Below are 18,597 nucleotides of genomic sequence, written 5' to 3'. Positions count from 1 at the left end.
TATTTGAAAAACAGTGCGTTGAAAGAAATGATGACAGGATAAAAGAAATATGCAAGGCAGCATGCTCAAAACGACAGAAGCTATAGCATATGGATAGCCTCTGTCTAGCATTATCATAGTCTACCTGTTTTTCGTAATGCTCGTCGAAAATAGGATACTGGCATTTTAGGACAAATTTGCTCTTTGACGGCTGGATTATTTTCTAGCTCTTCTTTTTCAATATCATTATTTTTGCTTCTGTTCCGTAATGGTGTTTCTGTTTTATTCATCTTCCCTTACCTCAGAGATCAATGCCTCATTAATGGCTTCTATTTTTTCGACTGCTTCATTAAGTATAAAAGCAATGCGTTGCGCTTTTTCTACAGAAAGTTGTTTCAATACTAACTTATGACGTAATACCGCTTTTAATTTTCCTACCGCAAATTCGATTTCCTCAGAAACTCCCCCTGCGTTTTGTGATAAATCACGTGCATAAGCCAGCTTATTTTGAATATTTTTTTCTGTTTCTTGGTTTTCTGCTAAAAATGCTGAACCTTCTGGCGTAATACTATAATTTTTACGGCCTTTTTCAGCGATATTAGCAACAACTAAATCTTGCTCTTCTAATAGTGTCAGTGTTGGATATATAACCCCTGGACTTGGTACATATAGTCCTGAAGATGCTTCATCTATTCCTCGAATAATTTCATACCCATGGCTAGGTTTTGCTGCGATCATACTCAACAAAAGGACACGTAAATCACCATGGTCAAACATACGTTTTAATTGACGACCTTGGCCTCTTCCTTTTCCTTTACCGGCACCACAACCTCGGCCATGTCGTTTACCATGCTCTTGCTGTTTTTCACCGTGACAACAGCCATGATCGGCATGACCATTATGCTCATGACTTTGCTCACCCTGTTGGCAACATTCGCCATGACGTTCTTGGTGATGGCCCCTTTCACCATGACAACAATGTTCATTATTGCCATTGTGGTGTTGTCCTCTGAGTTTACCTTTACCACCACAACGTCCGATGCCATGACCACCATTATCGGTGTGTTGTTGATAAAGCGAATGTAACGCTTGGATCATCATAATATTCCCTCATTTTTTAGATATATCGAAATCATTGATGACCAATATAATCCGATATATCTAAATGATCAAGTTTTAGATATATCTATTTACTTTTATCTATCATAAGGAATAGTAACAATATGATTTATCTATAGTTACATTCTATCATTCACGCCTAATTATGAATGATTCTCATTCTCGAGCTTGATTTTATGTGCTATTTATAACGAAAATAAGGAGCTAGACAAACGAAACAAGCAAAGGAAGGAGTAACTTTAGTGACAGCGTCACTTTTATAAGGGTAAACTAAAAAAGTTAGCAACCTTTTCCTTGCTAACTTTTACTATGTTAAATAATAAATAGAACAAAATAGCTATTTTAATGCAGATAGGACAACTTTTTTAATATAGTCGCACCCTGCTTTAATATGCTCTTCACTCCATTTGTCAGTGTTTTTTATCGTTAATTGTAAAAGACTTAAGTGGTTAACTTGCTTCCATTCATCTTTACCTAAATGACATTGTTGACAAAACTGAGCAGGTATATCATCGCTATTACGAGCACACAGCACTAATAGGTTGAGATCTGGCTTATATTGGCTCTTTATTTCTAAATTTTTATAAATAGCATTATTTAGCTGATTTTGTATTTTTAAACATTGGTTGCCTTTAAGAGCAATGGCAAAAGTGAGTTTATTAAAATCTGAAACTGGCAAAATATGAATAGCATAAGAGATACCCGATTTTTCAAATTCGTTCTCTTGTTTTAATTGTTGTTCCAGTTTTACTCTAGCTTCCCATTGATTTTGAGCGCATTGTCCATACCCAAAATGATTAAAAGCATATAGCTGATGGATCCCCCACATTGATGCAACCGCAGGTGCTGATTGGATCCCATCAATTTCATCGGGAATATTCCCCTCTTCTGGGCACAGTTTTGGCGGGTTAGCGAGAAAACGACTTAATCGAGCATCTTTTATACAAACAATCCCCGTCGGATAAGGAGAAAATCCCGCTTGAAATGGCTCAAAAGAGACAGAGTCAGCTCTTGAGAGCTGAGTAAAACTATCATAAATATCCGAGGTTAACTCAAGTAAAGGTGCTTCTTGCTTAAGTTTATCGCACAATATGTTATAAGGGATGATGCTATTATTTTCGTCAAGAAACAGGCTTTTCATATAGCCTAATTGGGATGCATCAATGTGAATATAGAATGAGTTGTTATGTTGTTTTTCACACTCTTCACGTAATTCGAAAAGAGGCTTAAGTTTGTCAATGCTACCGTATGTCGATGAGCCTAACACGCCAATAATACCGAGTATCGGCTCTCCCTGTTCTATTAAGCGAAGCACAATATGACGCGTTTTAGCTATATCTGTTTTAAACTCTTCATCTATTGGTAAGGCAATGAGATTATCATAACCTAACCCCAAGATATCCATCGCCTTCTTCCAAAATTCGAAGCGGTATATCGGTACTAGTAATTTACCTAAATGCATCGTTCTTGTCATGCCGGTGCCACGACAAGTTAAATGGCTGACATCATCAAAAATATCTCGTTCATATAGCTGTTCACTGATGGATAAAATATCAGTGATAGACATATTAAATAACTCAAATGCTTTTTTATCTGCAACCAGATCCCTTGATTTTGGATGACGTGCAATCGCCATCGGCAGTGTTTTTAAATTTCTCAAAGCCCACAAAATTTCATAACAAGCAAAAACATGACTGGTGGTAATATGTCCAAATGCTTTCTCTGGTTCAAAACCGATTAGTTTACACAAATCATGAGTTATTTTTTGCTCTTGCTGTTTTTGTATGGGTGAATGTTTGTTAAAAACATTATCAGCATTATAGGCCAGTGCAGAAAGGTAGCCTAATTTCGCCAATCGCATGACGGGAGAGTTGTAATGTGAGAAATAAGGCTCAATCTCAGGTTTATTATTCATTAGCTGCTGGTTTAAATTATTTAAAATATCACCATAAGATCCCTTCACAGCTTTATTTTCAATGGTATTGCTTTTTATTTTGTTCTCTAATCTCTCATTAGTATTTATCTGTGAGTTATTTGGACTAGAATAAAAGGACTCACTATCCATCAACATCTTTACCATCTCTCGATGATAACATGTTAGGGTATCCACGGTTCGGGTATCAAACACACGCTCTGCAGCACTCAGACAGGTTTCTTTGTGATTTGCCATCATCGCACCTATATATAAATTTTTGTTATCAATTTTAATCAGAATTGAGTTTATTTTACGTAAATAATTAGTCTCTTTTTAAATGATATACTACATGATGAGTAAGAATCTTCTTTATTTTATTGATATCAGATAAGATTTTCCAAGTTCGTTCTAAAGTTTTTACTTTTTCATGATAAATGATTTAGTTTTATTAATTAGTTTATAAATTTCATTATCAATTTTGATTTATGCTATTTTTCAAAACTTATTATAATATTTTTACCATAGTCGATACTTAAATCTGTTTTATTTTAAATAAGTGATTTTTTATCTTAGATAAGATGAATTATTAAGTGAGGTTTATTTTTATAATGACGCAAAAAGCACAGGATCATATTAAAGCTTCTTAAATTTTTTATAGAGAATAAAAAAACACATAATATCTTTATTATGTGTTTTTTCAGAATAATCGTGATTGAGAATGAGAATGCTTTTATAACTTATAATAAATAAAATAAATTTATTTTCGCTCTACACCAGTGATTTATTCATATCAATCTCAAGCACTACTTTACCAATTAAGTCACCAGACTCCATTAATTGATGTGCTTTGGCAACTTCTTGTAAAGAAAAGACCGCATTAATAATAGGCTTAATTTGACCTTTGATAATCAACGGCCATACTTGTTGTTTTAATTCTTGTGCTATATGCGTTTTTTCTTCTGGCGTTCTAGAACGCATGGTAGAACCTGTATGAATTAATCGCTTAAGCATCAGTGGCATCATATTTAAGTTTTTAGGGGCCCCTTTCATCATGCCAACTTGGATCACTCTGCCAAATTTCGCCGCAACTTGATAATTTTTTTCCACATAATCGCCGCCGATAATATCAAGTATGACATCAACGCCTTTACCTTGAGTTAATACAGGAATTTCTGTAGCAAAATCTTTCTCACGGTAATTAATAACATGATTAGCCCCTAATTTTTGGGCAACTTCGGCTTTTTCTTTTGAACCTACCGTTGTGTAAATTTCACAACCAAGATTGTGTGCTAACATAATCGCCATAGAGCCAATCCCAGAAGTGCCCCCATGGATCAAAACCGATTCCCCTGCTTTTAACTGACCGAGTTGAAATAGATTTGCCCAAACAGTAAATAAATTTTCAGGTAATGCTGCCGCTTCAATATCGCTTAATCCTTGCGACGGTAAAGCGATATCTTCATGGACTAAACAATATTCAGCATAACCGCCACCAGCAACTAAAGCACAAACACGATCACCTATTGCCCATTTTGTACAATGTTCACCTAATTTCACCACTTCGCCAGCAATCTCTAATCCTAATATAGGAGATGCATCGGCTGGCGGTGGATAACTACCTTGACGTTGAAAAATATCAGGGCGATTAACACCCGCTGCATTAACTTTTACCAACATATAATGAGGGGGCAATGACGGTAATGGGCTATTTTCTAATTGCAGTTTATCAACGCCACCGGGTTCAGTAATAACCACTTGCGTCATAAAAGCAGGTAAGTCATTATTTTTTATCATGATGTCACCTTACTTAGAAATGAATGAGATCTTTATCAACAATCACTATCGCATAAAAATAGTCATTTTATTTAAGTAATGATGTTATTGAGATAAATTTATTTTTGCATAGAACAAATTATAAACACTGTTATAGCCATCCCTGTTTTTGATGCTGAGTACAAATCGGACATAAGGTGGCATTAGGCTCCCAAGCAAAAAAAGCAAGGCGGCATTTATCACATTGTGCATCATAATAATGGTAGTGTGTCGGTGTGCTATTTTTAGCAATTTGTTCTACGACTTTTATTGATTTTGGAAAACAGACAATTTGGCAATTCATACAACCGGTACAACGTTTTTCATCAATGATAAAGCGATTATCTTCGATTGTGATTGCACCTTCATCACACACCTTGGCACATGCAGAACAAAGAATACAACTTTCTTTATCTAATTGAATATGGAACCAGCTATCTTGCGGATAAAGCTGTTTCCTTGCATTTAATCCTGTTTTTACGTGACCTTTATTAAGTGGCTTTTCATCTAATTTTTGTCGAAATAGCATAAAGCGACGACCACTATCGACCGGTTCAGGCTCCACTAAAACTAATTGCCAAATAGGCTCTTGTAAGGTTTTTAATTGCAAATTAAGTTGTGCGAGTATCGGCAGCCACTTATCAACCAAGGGTTCCGCTATTTTCATACCGCGTATTTGATATTGTCGATGCCAAACCAAAAGCTCTTCAATACTGGCCAGTGGTTCATCATGATTAATGACTAATAGATTATCTTGAAAGCTACGTTCATGGGGGGAGATATTTTCTATAGCATCAACAGGACAAGTAAATAGACAATTACCGCATTGGAAACAACGCTCATTATCTATTTCAACGTTCAAAAGACTAAAAGTGATAGCGTCCACAGGACAGACTTTTGAACAGCTATCACAAAGGCTTTGTTTGAGGCGTTTCCTAACACATTTATCATTAATGATAGGTTCAGGAGGAAGATCTACCCTAATAAAACGCCTCATACTTCATGACTCCATTACTATTACTTAACAATAAAAAATGCAAATCGGTTAAGTATTTCAGCAATTAACAGGACAATACCGCTACCCCAAATTAGAGATAACCCAGAAGTAAATACAGCTATACGATATTTATACAGGCTATATCCCATCATTAATATACTGATAATAGACAATATCCATGCAGATATTCTTAATCCGAAAGTCTCATTATACGCAATTATAGGGGTATGAGGAAAAGTAATTGCATCATTGGTTAATTGTATTTCTGACATCCATGATAAATAAAGTGGTTGCTCTGCCATACGGATAGTCACGGCAAGAAAAATACCAACTAAAGCACTTAATACTATTTTTTTAGCAAGTTCGCCATCAGCAAAGGCTTTAACCCTTATTGAAGTGATTAATAACGTGATCACCGCTCCCGCAGAAAAAACAGAGCCGATAAACATAAAATAGGTATTAACATGCATCCAAGTTATCATCGATGTGCTGTAATAAAGTGAAGCCATACAGAAAATATCCACTAACCCCAGTAAACCGATAATGGCTAAGAGGGTTTTATTCATATGACCTTTTATTAGTACTAGCAAGGTATATAAACATAGTGCGCCCAGGTAAAGAGCAGCAAAGATAATCTCACGGCTTAGCCATGATGATGATATATGGCGTAAGGCATGAAACGCATTCCACGGATATCCCATATGCAGTGTTGAGGCTAATAATCCTAAGCATCCCAATATAGCACTTGTCAGTAATACGGGGCGCAAAGTGCGTGTTGCTCGTTGATTACCTATTTCTTTCTCTAACCAACAAAAATAGAGGGCAGTAAAAATAGTAACACCAACAGAACTTTGTACTAACAAAGTAAAGGTAACTAATGGCCATTCACTCATGCTTGGTTCCCTCCTTTTTTAATTGCACCAGTATGTGGTTTGATGACCAAATTAGGGTGAGTGATTGTAAAATCAGGTAACCCTTGAACTTGGCTTAAATGGCCATATTTAGCGCGTAGATCTTTAATTTTTCCAAACTTAATCGCATTTAATGGACATGTATCAACACAAATAGGATTTTTACCTTCTGCTAATAAATCTACGCAGAAATCACATTTCGACATTTGTCCTGTTTCAGTATTCATTTGTGGTGCACCATAAGGACATGACCATGAGCAATAACCACACCCAACACATTTGCTGGTATCAACACGGACAATGCCATCTCCGGGGCGTTTATGCATTGCTGTTGTTGGGCAGTTTTTTACACATATAGGATCGTCACAGTGATTACATGAAATCGTTAATGTGTATGCAAAGACATTATTTTCAAATGCACCTTGCCCATTAGGTGCAAATCCCCCGCCCTGTATTTCATAAATACGGCGAAAACGGCGCCCAACCTCTAAATTATTTTTATCTTTACATGCAACTTGGCATGCTTTACAACCTGAGCAACGAGAAGAATCAATAAAAAAACCAAGCTGTTCATCGCTAACAGGCGCATATTGTTTGAATTCACTCATGCTTTGGTTACCTCAACTAAAACGGTTAAATGTGAATTACCATGGGCTAATGGTGTCATACGTGTTGATGTCAAAACGTTAGGACACCCACCATGATCAACACCGTCTTTATCAGGAGACCACCAAGCCCCCGCCTGTAAACCAACCACACCAGGAATAATTCGCTCGGTAACTAAAGCAGGTATTTGTGTGATCCCTCTGTCGTTATAGATACGCACCATATCGCCATTTTTGATGCCTCTATTTTGTGCATCAATAGGGTTTATCCACATTTCTTGGCGTTGTACCTCTTGTAGCCAAGGGTTAGCATATTGCGTTGAATTAGCTCTATTTTTTCCTTTCCAAGTTAACATTTGTAGTGGATATTTCTCGGTCAATTTATCTTCTGGACCTTCAATTGCGGGAACATAATGAGATAATGCAGGAATATCGACATTATTCATGTCATAGAGACGTTTAGAGAAAATTTCAATTTTTCCTGATGGAGTTGGGAAAGGATGATTTTCTGGATCACGAATATTTTCTTCAAATGCAACAAAAGGTGCATCTTTGAAAAGATAGCGGCGAGTCTTGAGTAATTCATCAAAAGTTGGGAAATCAGGTCTATCTTTAAAGCGTTCTTTGTTAGTATTAACGAGATAAGCTATCCACTCTTTTTCTGTTCGTCCTTCGGTAAAAGCCTCTTTGACTCCCATTTTCTCAGCAACATCGCTGATCCATTCATAATCAGAACGTCTTTCAAAAGCAGGTTCAACGACTTTTTCTGACAGTAAGAAATAGTTGCCCGTTCCCCAAGTATTACCGATATTCCAACGCTCTAAAAAGCTCGTTTCTGGTAAAACTAAGTCTGCGTATTTGGCTGACGGCGACATATATAGATCACTAACAACGATAAACTCTACTTTAGATTCATCTTCAAGTAACTTAGCTGCCGCATTAACATCAGGGTTTTGATTGACAAGATAGTTACCCGCTAAAGAAAAGATCATTTTGATATTACTATCAAGTTTGTCGACGCCAATAAGGCCGTCTTCTGGCGTCACTTTGCTCGCATCCTCAACAGCTTGCATCCAATTCATAATGGATATTTGTGCAGTTACCGGATTTTTGCCAATATTAGGACCACGAATAGATTGACGGTTACCAATTCCGCCATATCCAGCCGCCCAAGCGCCTTTTTTACCCACATTCCCAGTAATTGCTGCTAATAACGTTGAACCACGGGCGGTACGTTCACCACAAATATGACGTTGTGGCCCCCAACCTTGAATTAAAGCCGCGGGTTTTGTCATCGCATATTCACGTGCTAATTGACGGATAGTATTGGCTGGGACTCGTGTGATTTTTGTCGCCCATTCAGGGGTTTTCGCTATACCGTCTTTTTTCCCTAACAAATAAGCCATTAATGATTCGTTAGCTGGCACCCCTTCTGGCATATGATCTTCATCAAAACCTACCACATATTTATCGATAAACGCTTTATCATGTAAATTTTCGGTCACAATGACATACATCATTGCATCCATCAGTGCATTATCTGTGGTAGGAAGTAATGGGATCCATTGATCAGCTAAAGATTGAGCTGTATCTGAATAACGAGGATCGACAACAATAAATTTGGTCCCATTATTTTTCATTTTTTGAAAATAGTGATTGGTGTGACCAAAAATGGTTTCGTTGGGATTATGTCCCCACAAAATAACTAAAGGCGTATCCGCTAAAGTATCAAGAGAACTTCCTGTTTTAGATACGCCATAAGTATAAGGTGTTACTTTAGCGGTATTCCCTAAGCTCACTGAGTGATAATAAGGAAGATATCCTCCTGTGAGATTAAAGAGTTTTTTCATCATAGTATCACCAGAGAAGATCCCCCCAGTGACGGCGGTATTTACCGTAAGAAAACGGCTTGCTGCACCATGCTGTTGAGTTAATCGTGTTACATTATCAGCAATTAAAGAGGTTGCTTCATCCCAAGAGATACGCTCAAATTTGCCTTCACCGCGCTTACCCACACGTTTCATGGGATATTTAAGTCTATCCGCATGATAAGTGAATTTACGATAACCTCTACCTCTTACGCAGGCTCTCATTATCGGCATTTGTTCATCTAAATCAGCATCTGGTCTTGTGGTAATACGGGTAACAATCCCCTCTTTAACATGAGCTCGGATATCACATTTACCACCACAGTCAAAGGTGCTACATGTTGCGACGACAGTAGCAGGTTTCTCATCAATGTTGGCAATAGGTAGGCTTTTATCAAGATTGGCCTGTGCATTTTGTGCGAAAAAAGGCATACTCACTAATGCTGCACTGGCTTGTACAAAATGACGACGCGTTAATGGCATCCCCTCTTGATTAGCAAGCCTTTTTTCTTGTTTTTTTATAGACATATCATTCTCACATAACTATTTTTATTAATGAAAATGATAAAAGATAGTGGATAACCCTTATTGATACATATCAATACCACTTAATAGGTAAGCGAATGTTTCAAAACTCCATTCGTCTTTGTATGGGATCTGCCATTTTATAAGGAAAAGCTAATTCAAGTTAGCATTAAGTTGTATCAAAAATACATTTAGCTAACTTTACTTAGGAAGTGTTAACAGATGATTAATTTCTGTTGGCAAAACGAAAAGTTAAGAAAATAAAGTGAATAAGATGTTAATCCTTGAATAAAATTTCTTGAGTTCCCTCCTAATTTTTAGTTTTACCAAAGATAATTTAGCAAATACCCTATGACTTCCTTAAAAAATCGAATAATATACCAATCGTGTATAGGGTTAGCGCAAATTATTCTAAATAAGTCACCAAACAAAACACGGGCTTAATCAATCTATATCGTTTTTTACATTCAGAATTATTTCTATGCGTACCATTATTCCCCTTACCAATTACAGCAATGTGTGTTAAAATTGACACATATCAATATTTTTATTTGTAATGAGCAAGCTTATGATCCCAGAAAAACGCGTCGTTCGCCGAATCCAATCTGGCGGTTGTGCAATCCACTGTCAAGATTGCAGTATTAGCCAGCTCTGCATCCCGTTTACTTTAAACGAGCATGAGCTTGATCAACTGGATAATATTATCGAGCGTAAAAAACCTATCCAGAAAGGTCAAACCTTGTTTAAAGCCGGTGATGAGCTGAAGTCACTTTATGCCATTCGTTCAGGAACTATTAAAAGTTATACGATCACTGAAGAAGGCGACGAACAGATCACAGGTTTTCATCTTGCAGGTGACTTGGTTGGATTTGATGCCATTATCAACACCGAACACCCAAGCTTTGCACAAGCTCTTGAAACATCAATGGTTTGTGAAATACCATTTGAAACACTAGATGATTTATCAGGCAAAATGCCTAATTTACGTCAACAGATGATGCGTCTAATGAGTGGCGAAATCAAAGGTGACCAAGAGATGATCTTACTGCTATCAAAGAAAAATGCAGAAGAACGTTTAGCCGCCTTTATTTATAACCTCTCTCGCCGCTTTGCGCAGCGCGGTTTTTCACCTCGTGAGTTCCGTTTAACCATGACTCGTGGTGATATTGGTAATTACTTAGGCCTGACAGTAGAAACCATTAGCCGACTATTAGGTCGTTTCCAGAAAAGTGGTATGTTAAGTGTAAAAGGTAAATATATCACTATTGAAGATAGTGAAATGTTAAGTGAACTCGCAGGCAAACTGCCTTCCTCAACAGAAGCTTAATCTTTTACATTACATCACCTATTTTTATAACGGGGCACACAAATTTGTGTCCCGTTTTCTATTTTGTGCTATTGCATTTTAGCTTCTTGGGTTATCTTTAAAAATGTAGATGGATAAATCCAGCCCTAAAGAGGATATAGCAATGGAAAAATATCAAAACCTTCTCGTTGTCATTGATCCTAACCAAGATGACCAACCAGCACTACGTCGTGCTGTTTATATCGTTCAGCGTAATGGTGGGCGGATAAAAGCTTTTCTACCTGTTTATGATCTCTCATATGACATGACCACCCTTTTATCTCCCGATGAACGTAATGCGATGCGCAAAGGCGTGATTAATCAAAAAACTGCTTGGATAAAACAGCAAGCTCGCTATTATCTTGAAGCCGGCATTCAAATCGACATAAAAGTGATTTGGCATAACCGACCGTATGAAGCCATTATTGAAGAAGTGATCACCGATAAGCATGACTTACTGATTAAAATGGCTCATCAACATGATAAGTTAGGCTCCTTAATTTTTACTCCCCTAGATTGGCAATTGTTAAGAAAATGCCCTGCTCCTGTATGGATGGTAAAAGATAAAGAGTGGCCGGAATACGGCACTATTGTTGTCGCCGCTAATCTGTCCAATGAAGAGTCATATCATGATGCATTAAATTTAAAGTTAATTGAATTAACTAACGATTTATCTCACCGTATACAAAAAGATCCAGACGTTCATTTACTCAGTGCCTACCCTGTTGCACCCATTAATATTGCAATTGAGTTACCTGACTTTGATCCTAATCTTTATAACAATGCCTTGCGTGGACAACACCTTATAGCGATGAAAGAGCTTCGCCAGAAATTCTCTATTCCTGAGGAAAAAACACATGTCAAAGAAGGATTGCCTGAGCAAGTTATCCCTCAAGTATGCGAAGAGCTAAACGCGGGTATTGTCGTATTAGGTATTTTAGGGAGAACCGGACTTTCTGCCGCTTTCTTAGGCAATACAGCAGAACAGCTGATCGACCATATAAAATGTGATTTACTCGCTATCAAACCTGATGGCTTTACCTGTCCTATCACTGTTGATTCAGATAACGAATAACGCTTTTAATACTGTATAACAAAACGCCCGCTATCACTTAAATAGTCGGGCGTTTTTTATTAAAGATTATTTGCTAAACAGATCACAAGGCTTTTAAAATCGCATCGACACTGGCTTTAGCATCACCAAATAACATTTGGGTATTTTCTTTAAAGAATAATGGATTTTGTACCCCCGCATAGCCGGTATTCATAGAGCGTTTAAACACGATCACGTTTTGAGCTTTCCATACCTCTAATACCGGCATACCTGCTATTGGACTATTAGGATCGTCTTGTGCGGCTGGGTTAACAGTATCATTTGCACCAATAACTAAAACGGTATCTGTATCAGCAAAATCATCATTGATTTCATCCATTTCTAAGACAATATCGTAAGGTACTTTCGCTTCTGCTAACAATACATTCATATGCCCCGGTAGACGACCCGCAACTGGATGAATACCAAAGCGTACTTTTATACCACGCTGACGAAGCTTTTCTGTTATATCATGTACTGGGTATTGTGCTTGTGCCACTGCTAAGCCATAACCCGGCGTAATAATCACTGAAGTTGAGTTTTTCAATAGTTCAGCAACTTCTTCTGCGGTTGTTTCACGATATTCCCCCATCTCTCCTTCGTCACTGGAGCTGCTACCATCTGTACCAAAACCACCGGCAATCACGCTAATAAATGAGCGGTTCATTGCTTTACACATGATATAAGAAAGAATAGCGCCCGATGAACCCACTAATGCCCCTGTCACAATTAACAAATCGTTGCTTAACATAAAACCAGCAGCAGCGGCGGCCCACCCCGAATAAGAGTTCAACATTGACACAACAACAGGCATATCCGCACCACCAATGGAGGCAACTAAATGCCAACCAAATGCTAATGCAATGACAGTCATCACAATCATTAAAAAGACTTGTAAACCAACACTGTCAGTTTTAACAAACCAGATCATTAATAAAAATGAAATAACTAAAGCCGCTAAATTAAGTTTATGGCGATTAGGCAACATCATAGGTTTGGATGACATTTTGCCACTTAGCTTGCCATAAGCGACAATGGAGCCGGTAAAAGTAACCGCACCGATAAAGATACCTAAAAAGACTTCTGTGAGATGAATGTTGGCCATTACAGGATCAATGGCAGGATTGTGATCTAGATAACTATTAAAACCAACCAGAACCGCGGCTAAACCTACAAAACTATGCAAAATAGCCACTAACTCTGGCATTTGCGTCATTTCAACTTTTTTGGCTAAACGGATACCAATAACGGCACCAATAACCATAGCAACAATGATCCAACCTACATTATCAGCATAAGGCCCAAAGATAGTCGCAAATAACGCGATAGCCATCCCTGCAATACCAAAGTAATTCCCCTGTTTTGAGGTTTCATGTTTGGATAACCCTGCAAGGCTAAAAATAAATAATATTGCGGCGACAATATATGCCGCTGTAACAACACCGCTGGACATAATTGTCTCCCTTATCCTTTACGGAACATTTTCAACATACGTTGAGTGACGGTAAATCCACCAAAAATATTAATACTGGCAATTAAAATAGCGATAAATGAGAAAAAGCTTACCCAACCACCACTACCGATTTGTAGTAATGCACCAACGACAATGATACCTGAAATGGCATTTGTCACTGACATTAATGGGGTGTGCAATGAATGGCTGACATTCCAAACAACGTAATAACCAACAACACAAGAAAGTGCGAAGACAGTAAAGTGTGATAAGAACTCTTTTGGCGCAACATTAGCCAACCATGCGAACAGTAAAAAGGCAATAGCCAATAAACCATATTTTTTCCACGGGGAAATAGGTTTTGCAACGGGTTTTTCTTGGGGTTTTGCAGCAGGAGCTGCTTTAGGTTGCACCGAAACTTGAATAGGAGGCGCCGGCCATGTCACTTCCCCTGCTTTAATAACGGTAACACCGCGAATAACCACATCATCAAAATCAATATTGATATTACCATCTTTTTCTTTACATAGTAATTTCAATAGGTTAACTAAGTTAGTACCATAAAGTTGAGATGATTGAGCCGGTAACCGGGCGGCTAAATCAGTATAACCAATAATTTTTACACCATGTTCAGTGGTAAAAATCTCACCAGGAACGGTATATTCACAGTTACCACCATTTTGGGCTGCCAAATCGACCACCACACTGCCTGGTTTCATTGAATCAACCATCTTTTTAGTGATTAAACGTGGTGCAGGTTTTCCTGGAATTAGTGCTGTTGTAATAATGATATCAACATCTTTGGCTTGCTCTGCAAATAATGCCATTTCTGCATCAATAAATGCTTTTGACATCACTTTAGCATAGCCATCACCACTTCCCGCTTCTTCTTTAAAATCAAGCTCTAGGAACTCAGCGCCCATACTTTGCACTTGCTCTTTGACTTCAGGTCGAGTGTCAAATGCACGAACAACAGCGCCTAAACTACCTGCGGCCCCAATAGCGGCAAGTCCAGCGACACCCGCACCAATCACCATCACTTTGGCTGGTGGTACTTTACCTGCAGCGGTAATTTGCCCAGTAAAGAAACGGCCAAATTCATGAGCGGCTTCAACTACGGCACGATAGCCGGCAATGTTCGCCATTGAACTTAATGCATCTAAAGATTGTGCACGGGAGATACGCGGTACACTATCCATAGCCATTACATTAATCTCTTTTTCAGCTAATTTTTCTAGCAATGGTGCATTTTGTGCGGGCCAGATAAAACTAATTAAAGTCGAGCCTTTTTTGAGTAAAGCAATTTCATCTTCTAGGGGGGCATTAACTTTTAAGATAATGTCGGATTGCCAAATATTTTGACAATCTAAGATCTCAGCCCCTGCTTGTTGATAAGCGTCATTATCGAAACTAGAAGCAATGCCAGCTTCATTTTCTATCGCGACTGTAAATCCTAATTTCAAGAGTTGTGTGACTGTAGCAGGTGTTGCTGCAACTCTTGTTTCGTTAGAAAGTCGCTCTTTGGGTATACCAATTCGCATAATTTTCCCTTCTTATCCATCCGAAAACTGTTAAAATTTCATGGCTAATTTCATTAATATGCAAAAAAATTGTTAAGCATTATCATTCACATGCCATTTATTGGGGTACTAATAACCTACTGAAAATAAAACCAATAATCTAGATCTGTGTAAAGCTAAAATTGAACTTAATGCGATCATTTTAGTCGAAAAGGCATATTAATGAATTATTCACTATATTTAAGTAAATATCTGGTAACATATACTGGTCATTTGACCCAGTGGCTATTCACTAAATAAAATAATGCGACAAACGCTATTATTACATGTAATAATTGCACTCTATGTGATAGATCACTATGTTCAGCACATGACCAATATTAATTGCGCAAGGCGGAAGGATTTTGTATGAAGCTGAAAACCTCAGTCATCGCAGCAGCGGTGTTATCTTTAACTAATATTACTGTTGCGCAGGCTGCACAGGAACTGTCTCCAGAACAAGCGGCAGAGCTAAAACCATTTGAAAGAATTACAGTCATCGGTCGTTTTAATGCGATTTATGAAGCAGCTGACGCAGTATCTCGTCGTGCTGATAAAATCGGTGCTGATAGTTTTTACATTCAAGGTCTAGATGATATCAGTGATAGTGGCAACATGAGTGTGACTGCCGATCTGTATCGAAAAGATGCACCAAAAGCAACTGAAGAAGAATACCGCGTATTTCATGGTGTAAAAGAATTACCAAAACCTGAAGCTATTTTGCTACAGCCTTTTGATACCGTTACTATTCATGGTTACTATCCAACAACACCTGATATTAATAACGAAATCGGGAAAGAAGCAGCAAAAAAAGGTGCAGCATCATTCTTTATTGTCCGTAATATCTCGGTAAATGATGGTGGTAACCAAGAAGTTACTGCTTATATCTATAAAAAAGATGCCCCTAAAAGAGCCATACAGTCTTCAGAAGCCGTGGTTCCTTATGACTCTGATGCGGGTCGAGCGCTTATTGCCGAAGGTGGAAGTGCAGCCAATAAAGTTGAAAAACCAGGACTTGCGTCAAATAGTGACTTTGATAGAAATGTAGGTGTATTTGCTGAAACACAATCATCAGGTAAAAGCGGACGTTACACTGTCACCTTACCTGATGGCACTGAAATTCAAGAGGTTAATAAAGCAGCGGCTGCATTAATGGAACCTTTTGATACCATTACTTTCAGTGGTTATTTTGTGAACTCACCGGAAGTTTCTTATCAAGTTGCTAAACGTGCCGCAGAGAAAGGTGCAAAATACTACCATATTACTCGTGAATGGCAGAGTAATGGTGGTACGGTAACAATCACCGCTGATTTATTTAAATAATCTGTTGTTACTTTCTCTTTTAAAAACCTTGCTCTATGCAAGGTTTTTTTATACTTGTCCAAATAACCTCACTCAATTTCTTATCCTTGTGCATAAAATTTATGATTTTATGCATAGACAACCAAGTCAACTCTCCGTAAAATCTCGCTGTTTTTTAGTGGTTTTATCTTTGTCTTAAATTAACAGATTCATATTTATGCTAATTATTAAACCAAAAACAAGAAAATACGCTATTTATTCACAATTTTAATCATGCAGGAACTTATCTTTGAATAAAAAACTTGGTTTAATGTCACTAACAGCGTTAGTGCTAAGCTCAATGGTTGGTGCAGGTGTATTCAGTTTGCCTCAGAATATGGCTGAGGTTGCAAGCCCTGCGGCACTGATTATCGGTTGGATAATAACAGGGGTTGGCATCCTTTTTCTCGCCCTATCATTGTTATTGCTTTCTCGCTTAAGACCTGATCTTGATGGCGGTATTTTTACCTATGCGAAAGAAGGATTTGGTGAATTTATTGGCTTTTGTTCTGCTTGGGGCTATTGGGTCTGTGCGGTAGTTGCCAATGTCTCTTATTTAGTCATCGTTTTCGCTGCTGTGAGTTTTTTTACCGACAGCCCTAATAATATTATTTTTGGTGATGGTAATACATGGCAGGCATTGTTGGGTGAATCAATCTTACTTTGGGTTGTGCACTTTTTAGTTCTACGAGGTGTGCAAACAGCCGCTAGTATCAATTTAATGGCCACGATGGCAAAATTAATACCATTGGGGTTATTTATTATTGTTGCCCTACTTGCCTTTAATATGGATATTTTTACCCTTGATTTCGAAGGGATAAAAATGGGCGTGCCCGTTTGGGAACAAGTAAAAAATACCATGTTAATTACTTTATGGGTATTTATTGGTATTGAAGGGGCCGTTGTCGTATCTGCAAGAGCAAAAAATAGAAGAGATGTTGGTTTAGCGACAATATTTGCGGTTGTGATCGCGCTGATTATTTATATTCTCGTTACCCTATTATCTCAAGGATTAGTTAGCCAACCAGAGCTTGCTATGATGAAAAACCCATCTATGGCACCTTTACTGGTTCAACTAATTGGAAATATAGGTGAGATAGTTATTGCCGCCGGCCTTATTCTATCGGTATGTGGCGCTTATTTAAGCTGGACAATTATGGCTGCTGAAGTCCCTTATATTGCCGCATTACACCACTCTTTTCCCAAACAACTAAGTAAACAAAATCACAATGATGCGCCTTCCTCTTCCTTATGGTTTACTAATTTAGCTGTTCAATTATCACTAGTATTAATTTGGCTTACTGGTAGTAATTACAATACCCTACTGACCATCGCGTCAGAAATGATCCTTGTTCCTTATTTCCTGGTTGGTGCTTTCTTATTTAAAGTTGCCATAGAACGCAGTAGCCGAGGATTATTACTGATAGCAATACCTGCAAGCCTCTATGGTTTATGGTTACTTTATGCATCAGGTGTAATTAATTTATTGCTTTCCGTCGTTCTCTATGCACCCGGTGTATTAATATTTTTATATTCACGAAAACAATATAAAGATAAACAGTCATTAAATACTAGTGAAAAAATACTACTGATGATGGTATTAATTGGCGCAATTCCTGCTTGTGGCTATTTAGTATTTAATTAAGATCTATATTCCCCCTTGAGAAAGAAGCAAGGGGGCATCTCTTTCCCTTCACTCCCCTTTTTTTCTACCCAAGCTTCTCTTGTTCATTTCCTTAAGCTTTGTAATTAGAAATTGAATAACGCCATGTTTTGATTACTTAGCAAGTAAATATTATTGATGATGGTTAGGTGCATTATATTAGAGAAATAAATTGTATGTTGTAACTAATTATTTTATTAATTGACCACAATTTACCCATATAATTTTTATATAAAATTCATTTTTTATATGATGTTTTTTAAAAATCTAGTGAATAACACAATAAAATATATTATTTTTAGTTAATACCTCCATGTAGAGTATAATACACAGACAGATAAGCTGATTTTCTAACAAAAAGCAGATAAATACACTTTATTTACTTTTTGTTAGAAAACTATATTATCCACTC

14 protein-coding genes are annotated in these 18,597 nt (G+C 37.5%); 4 read left to right on the top strand and 10 right to left on the bottom strand.

Features of this window, described 5'->3' with window-relative positions:
- Positions 1-113: 113 nt before the first annotated feature.
- The 8 genes from AACQ49_RS08430 to AACQ49_RS08395 form a co-directional block, all read right to left on the bottom strand.
- Positions 114-269 carry a hypothetical protein gene (locus AACQ49_RS08430; RefSeq protein ID WP_004242841.1) on the bottom strand — a complete coding sequence of 52 codons (156 nt, stop codon included), beginning with the start codon at positions 267-269 and terminating at the stop codon, positions 114-116.
- Positions 262-1,080 (bottom strand): PadR family transcriptional regulator, encoded by an 819-nt coding sequence (locus AACQ49_RS08425; RefSeq protein WP_135091772.1) that lies wholly within the window; start codon positions 1,078-1,080, stop codon positions 262-264. The genes AACQ49_RS08430 and AACQ49_RS08425 overlap by 8 nt, the downstream gene beginning before the upstream one ends.
- A 355-nt stretch (positions 1,081-1,435) precedes the next feature.
- The gene (gene disA, locus AACQ49_RS08420; RefSeq protein ID WP_161778984.1) at positions 1,436-3,268 is read right to left on the bottom strand and encodes a swarming inhibition tyrosine decarboxylase DisA; all 1,833 of its coding nucleotides are present in this window, start codon (positions 3,266-3,268) and stop codon (positions 1,436-1,438) included.
- Between the two features lie 513 nt (positions 3,269-3,781).
- Positions 3,782-4,807 carry an NAD(P)H-quinone oxidoreductase gene (locus AACQ49_RS08415; protein ID WP_004242837.1) on the bottom strand — a complete coding sequence of 342 codons (1,026 nt, stop codon included), beginning with the start codon at positions 4,805-4,807 and terminating at the stop codon, positions 3,782-3,784.
- A gap of 130 nt (positions 4,808-4,937) precedes the next feature.
- Entirely contained in the window at positions 4,938-5,822 is an 885-nt protein-coding gene (locus AACQ49_RS08410) for a 4Fe-4S binding protein (protein WP_161778983.1), read from the bottom strand.
- 20 nt (positions 5,823-5,842) lie between these two features.
- The gene (locus tag AACQ49_RS08405; RefSeq protein ID WP_004248022.1) at positions 5,843-6,715 is read right to left on the bottom strand and encodes a dimethyl sulfoxide reductase anchor subunit family protein; all 873 of its coding nucleotides are present in this window, start codon (positions 6,713-6,715) and stop codon (positions 5,843-5,845) included.
- Positions 6,712-7,341, bottom strand: a complete 630-nt coding sequence (locus AACQ49_RS08400) for a DMSO/selenate family reductase complex B subunit (protein ID WP_004242832.1) — start codon at positions 7,339-7,341, stop codon at positions 6,712-6,714. Before AACQ49_RS08400 ends, AACQ49_RS08405 begins: the two co-directional genes overlap by 4 nt.
- Entirely contained in the window at positions 7,338-9,734 is a 2,397-nt protein-coding gene (locus AACQ49_RS08395) for a DMSO/selenate family reductase complex A subunit (RefSeq protein ID WP_036918287.1), read from the bottom strand. Before AACQ49_RS08395 ends, AACQ49_RS08400 begins: the two co-directional genes overlap by 4 nt.
- 565 nt (positions 9,735-10,299) lie before the next feature.
- Between AACQ49_RS08395 and AACQ49_RS08390 the strand changes: the two genes are divergently transcribed.
- Both AACQ49_RS08390 and uspE read left to right on the top strand, forming a co-directional pair.
- The gene (locus AACQ49_RS08390) at positions 10,300-11,058 is read left to right on the top strand and encodes an FNR family transcription factor (RefSeq protein ID WP_004248018.1); all 759 of its coding nucleotides are present in this window, start codon (positions 10,300-10,302) and stop codon (positions 11,056-11,058) included.
- Between the two features lie 142 nt (positions 11,059-11,200).
- Positions 11,201-12,151 (top strand): universal stress protein UspE, encoded by a 951-nt coding sequence (gene uspE / locus AACQ49_RS08385; protein WP_004248016.1) that lies wholly within the window; start codon positions 11,201-11,203, stop codon positions 12,149-12,151.
- 82 nt (positions 12,152-12,233) lie between these two features.
- Here uspE and pntB read toward each other — a convergent pair whose 3' ends face one another.
- Both pntB and pntA read right to left on the bottom strand, forming a co-directional pair.
- Positions 12,234-13,622, bottom strand: coding sequence for a Re/Si-specific NAD(P)(+) transhydrogenase subunit beta (pntB, locus tag AACQ49_RS08380; RefSeq protein WP_004242825.1), 1,389 nt, complete (start codon positions 13,620-13,622; stop codon positions 12,234-12,236).
- A gap of 11 nt (positions 13,623-13,633) precedes the next feature.
- Positions 13,634-15,163 carry a Re/Si-specific NAD(P)(+) transhydrogenase subunit alpha gene (gene pntA / locus AACQ49_RS08375; protein ID WP_036969750.1) on the bottom strand — a complete coding sequence of 510 codons (1,530 nt, stop codon included), beginning with the start codon at positions 15,161-15,163 and terminating at the stop codon, positions 13,634-13,636.
- A gap of 387 nt (positions 15,164-15,550) precedes the next feature.
- On the opposite strand from pntA, the gene ydgH reads away from it, so the two are divergent.
- Together ydgH and AACQ49_RS08365 are read left to right on the top strand one after the other, a co-directional pair.
- A complete protein-coding gene (gene ydgH, locus AACQ49_RS08370; protein WP_004242823.1) occupies positions 15,551-16,504 on the top strand; it encodes a DUF1471 family protein YdgH in 954 nt (317 codons plus the stop codon).
- Between the two features lie 268 nt (positions 16,505-16,772).
- Positions 16,773-18,167 (top strand): amino acid permease, encoded by a 1,395-nt coding sequence (locus tag AACQ49_RS08365; RefSeq protein WP_004248014.1) that lies wholly within the window; start codon positions 16,773-16,775, stop codon positions 18,165-18,167.
- Positions 18,168-18,597: the final 430 nt, after the last annotated feature.

The organism is Proteus sp. G2675 (genome assembly GCF_963886535.1).
Classification (GTDB): Bacteria; Pseudomonadota; Gammaproteobacteria; order Enterobacterales; family Enterobacteriaceae; genus Proteus; species Proteus mirabilis.
Note: the sequence above shows the minus strand (reverse complement) of the source record. Positions and strands in the feature narration are given on the sequence as shown.

What these genes read in the sequence shown, in the direction of transcription:
- AACQ49_RS08430 (WP_004242841.1), bottom strand. Translation starts at nt 269, where the DNA reads ATGAATAAAACAGAAACACCATTACGGAACAGAAGCAAAAATAATGAT.
- AACQ49_RS08425 (WP_135091772.1), bottom strand. Translation starts at nt 1,080, where the DNA reads ATGATGATCCAAGCGTTACATTCGCTTTATCAACAACACACCGATAAT.
- disA (WP_161778984.1), bottom strand. Translation starts at nt 3,268, where the DNA reads ATGGCAAATCACAAAGAAACCTGTCTGAGTGCTGCAGAGCGTGTGTTT.
- AACQ49_RS08415 (WP_004242837.1), bottom strand. Translation starts at nt 4,807, where the DNA reads ATGATAAAAAATAATGACTTACCTGCTTTTATGACGCAAGTGGTTATT.
- AACQ49_RS08410 (WP_161778983.1), bottom strand. Translation starts at nt 5,822, where the DNA reads ATGAGGCGTTTTATTAGGGTAGATCTTCCTCCTGAACCTATCATTAAT.
- AACQ49_RS08405 (WP_004248022.1), bottom strand. Translation starts at nt 6,715, where the DNA reads ATGAGTGAATGGCCATTAGTTACCTTTACTTTGTTAGTACAAAGTTCT.
- AACQ49_RS08400 (WP_004242832.1), bottom strand. Translation starts at nt 7,341, where the DNA reads ATGAGTGAATTCAAACAATATGCGCCTGTTAGCGATGAACAGCTTGGT.
- AACQ49_RS08395 (WP_036918287.1), bottom strand. Translation starts at nt 9,734, where the DNA reads ATGTCTATAAAAAAACAAGAAAAAAGGCTTGCTAATCAAGAGGGGATG.
- AACQ49_RS08390 (WP_004248018.1), top strand. Translation starts at nt 10,300, where the DNA reads ATGATCCCAGAAAAACGCGTCGTTCGCCGAATCCAATCTGGCGGTTGT.
- uspE (WP_004248016.1), top strand. Translation starts at nt 11,201, where the DNA reads ATGGAAAAATATCAAAACCTTCTCGTTGTCATTGATCCTAACCAAGAT.
- pntB (WP_004242825.1), bottom strand. Translation starts at nt 13,622, where the DNA reads ATGTCCAGCGGTGTTGTTACAGCGGCATATATTGTCGCCGCAATATTA.
- pntA (WP_036969750.1), bottom strand. Translation starts at nt 15,163, where the DNA reads ATGCGAATTGGTATACCCAAAGAGCGACTTTCTAACGAAACAAGAGTT.
- ydgH (WP_004242823.1), top strand. Translation starts at nt 15,551, where the DNA reads ATGAAGCTGAAAACCTCAGTCATCGCAGCAGCGGTGTTATCTTTAACT.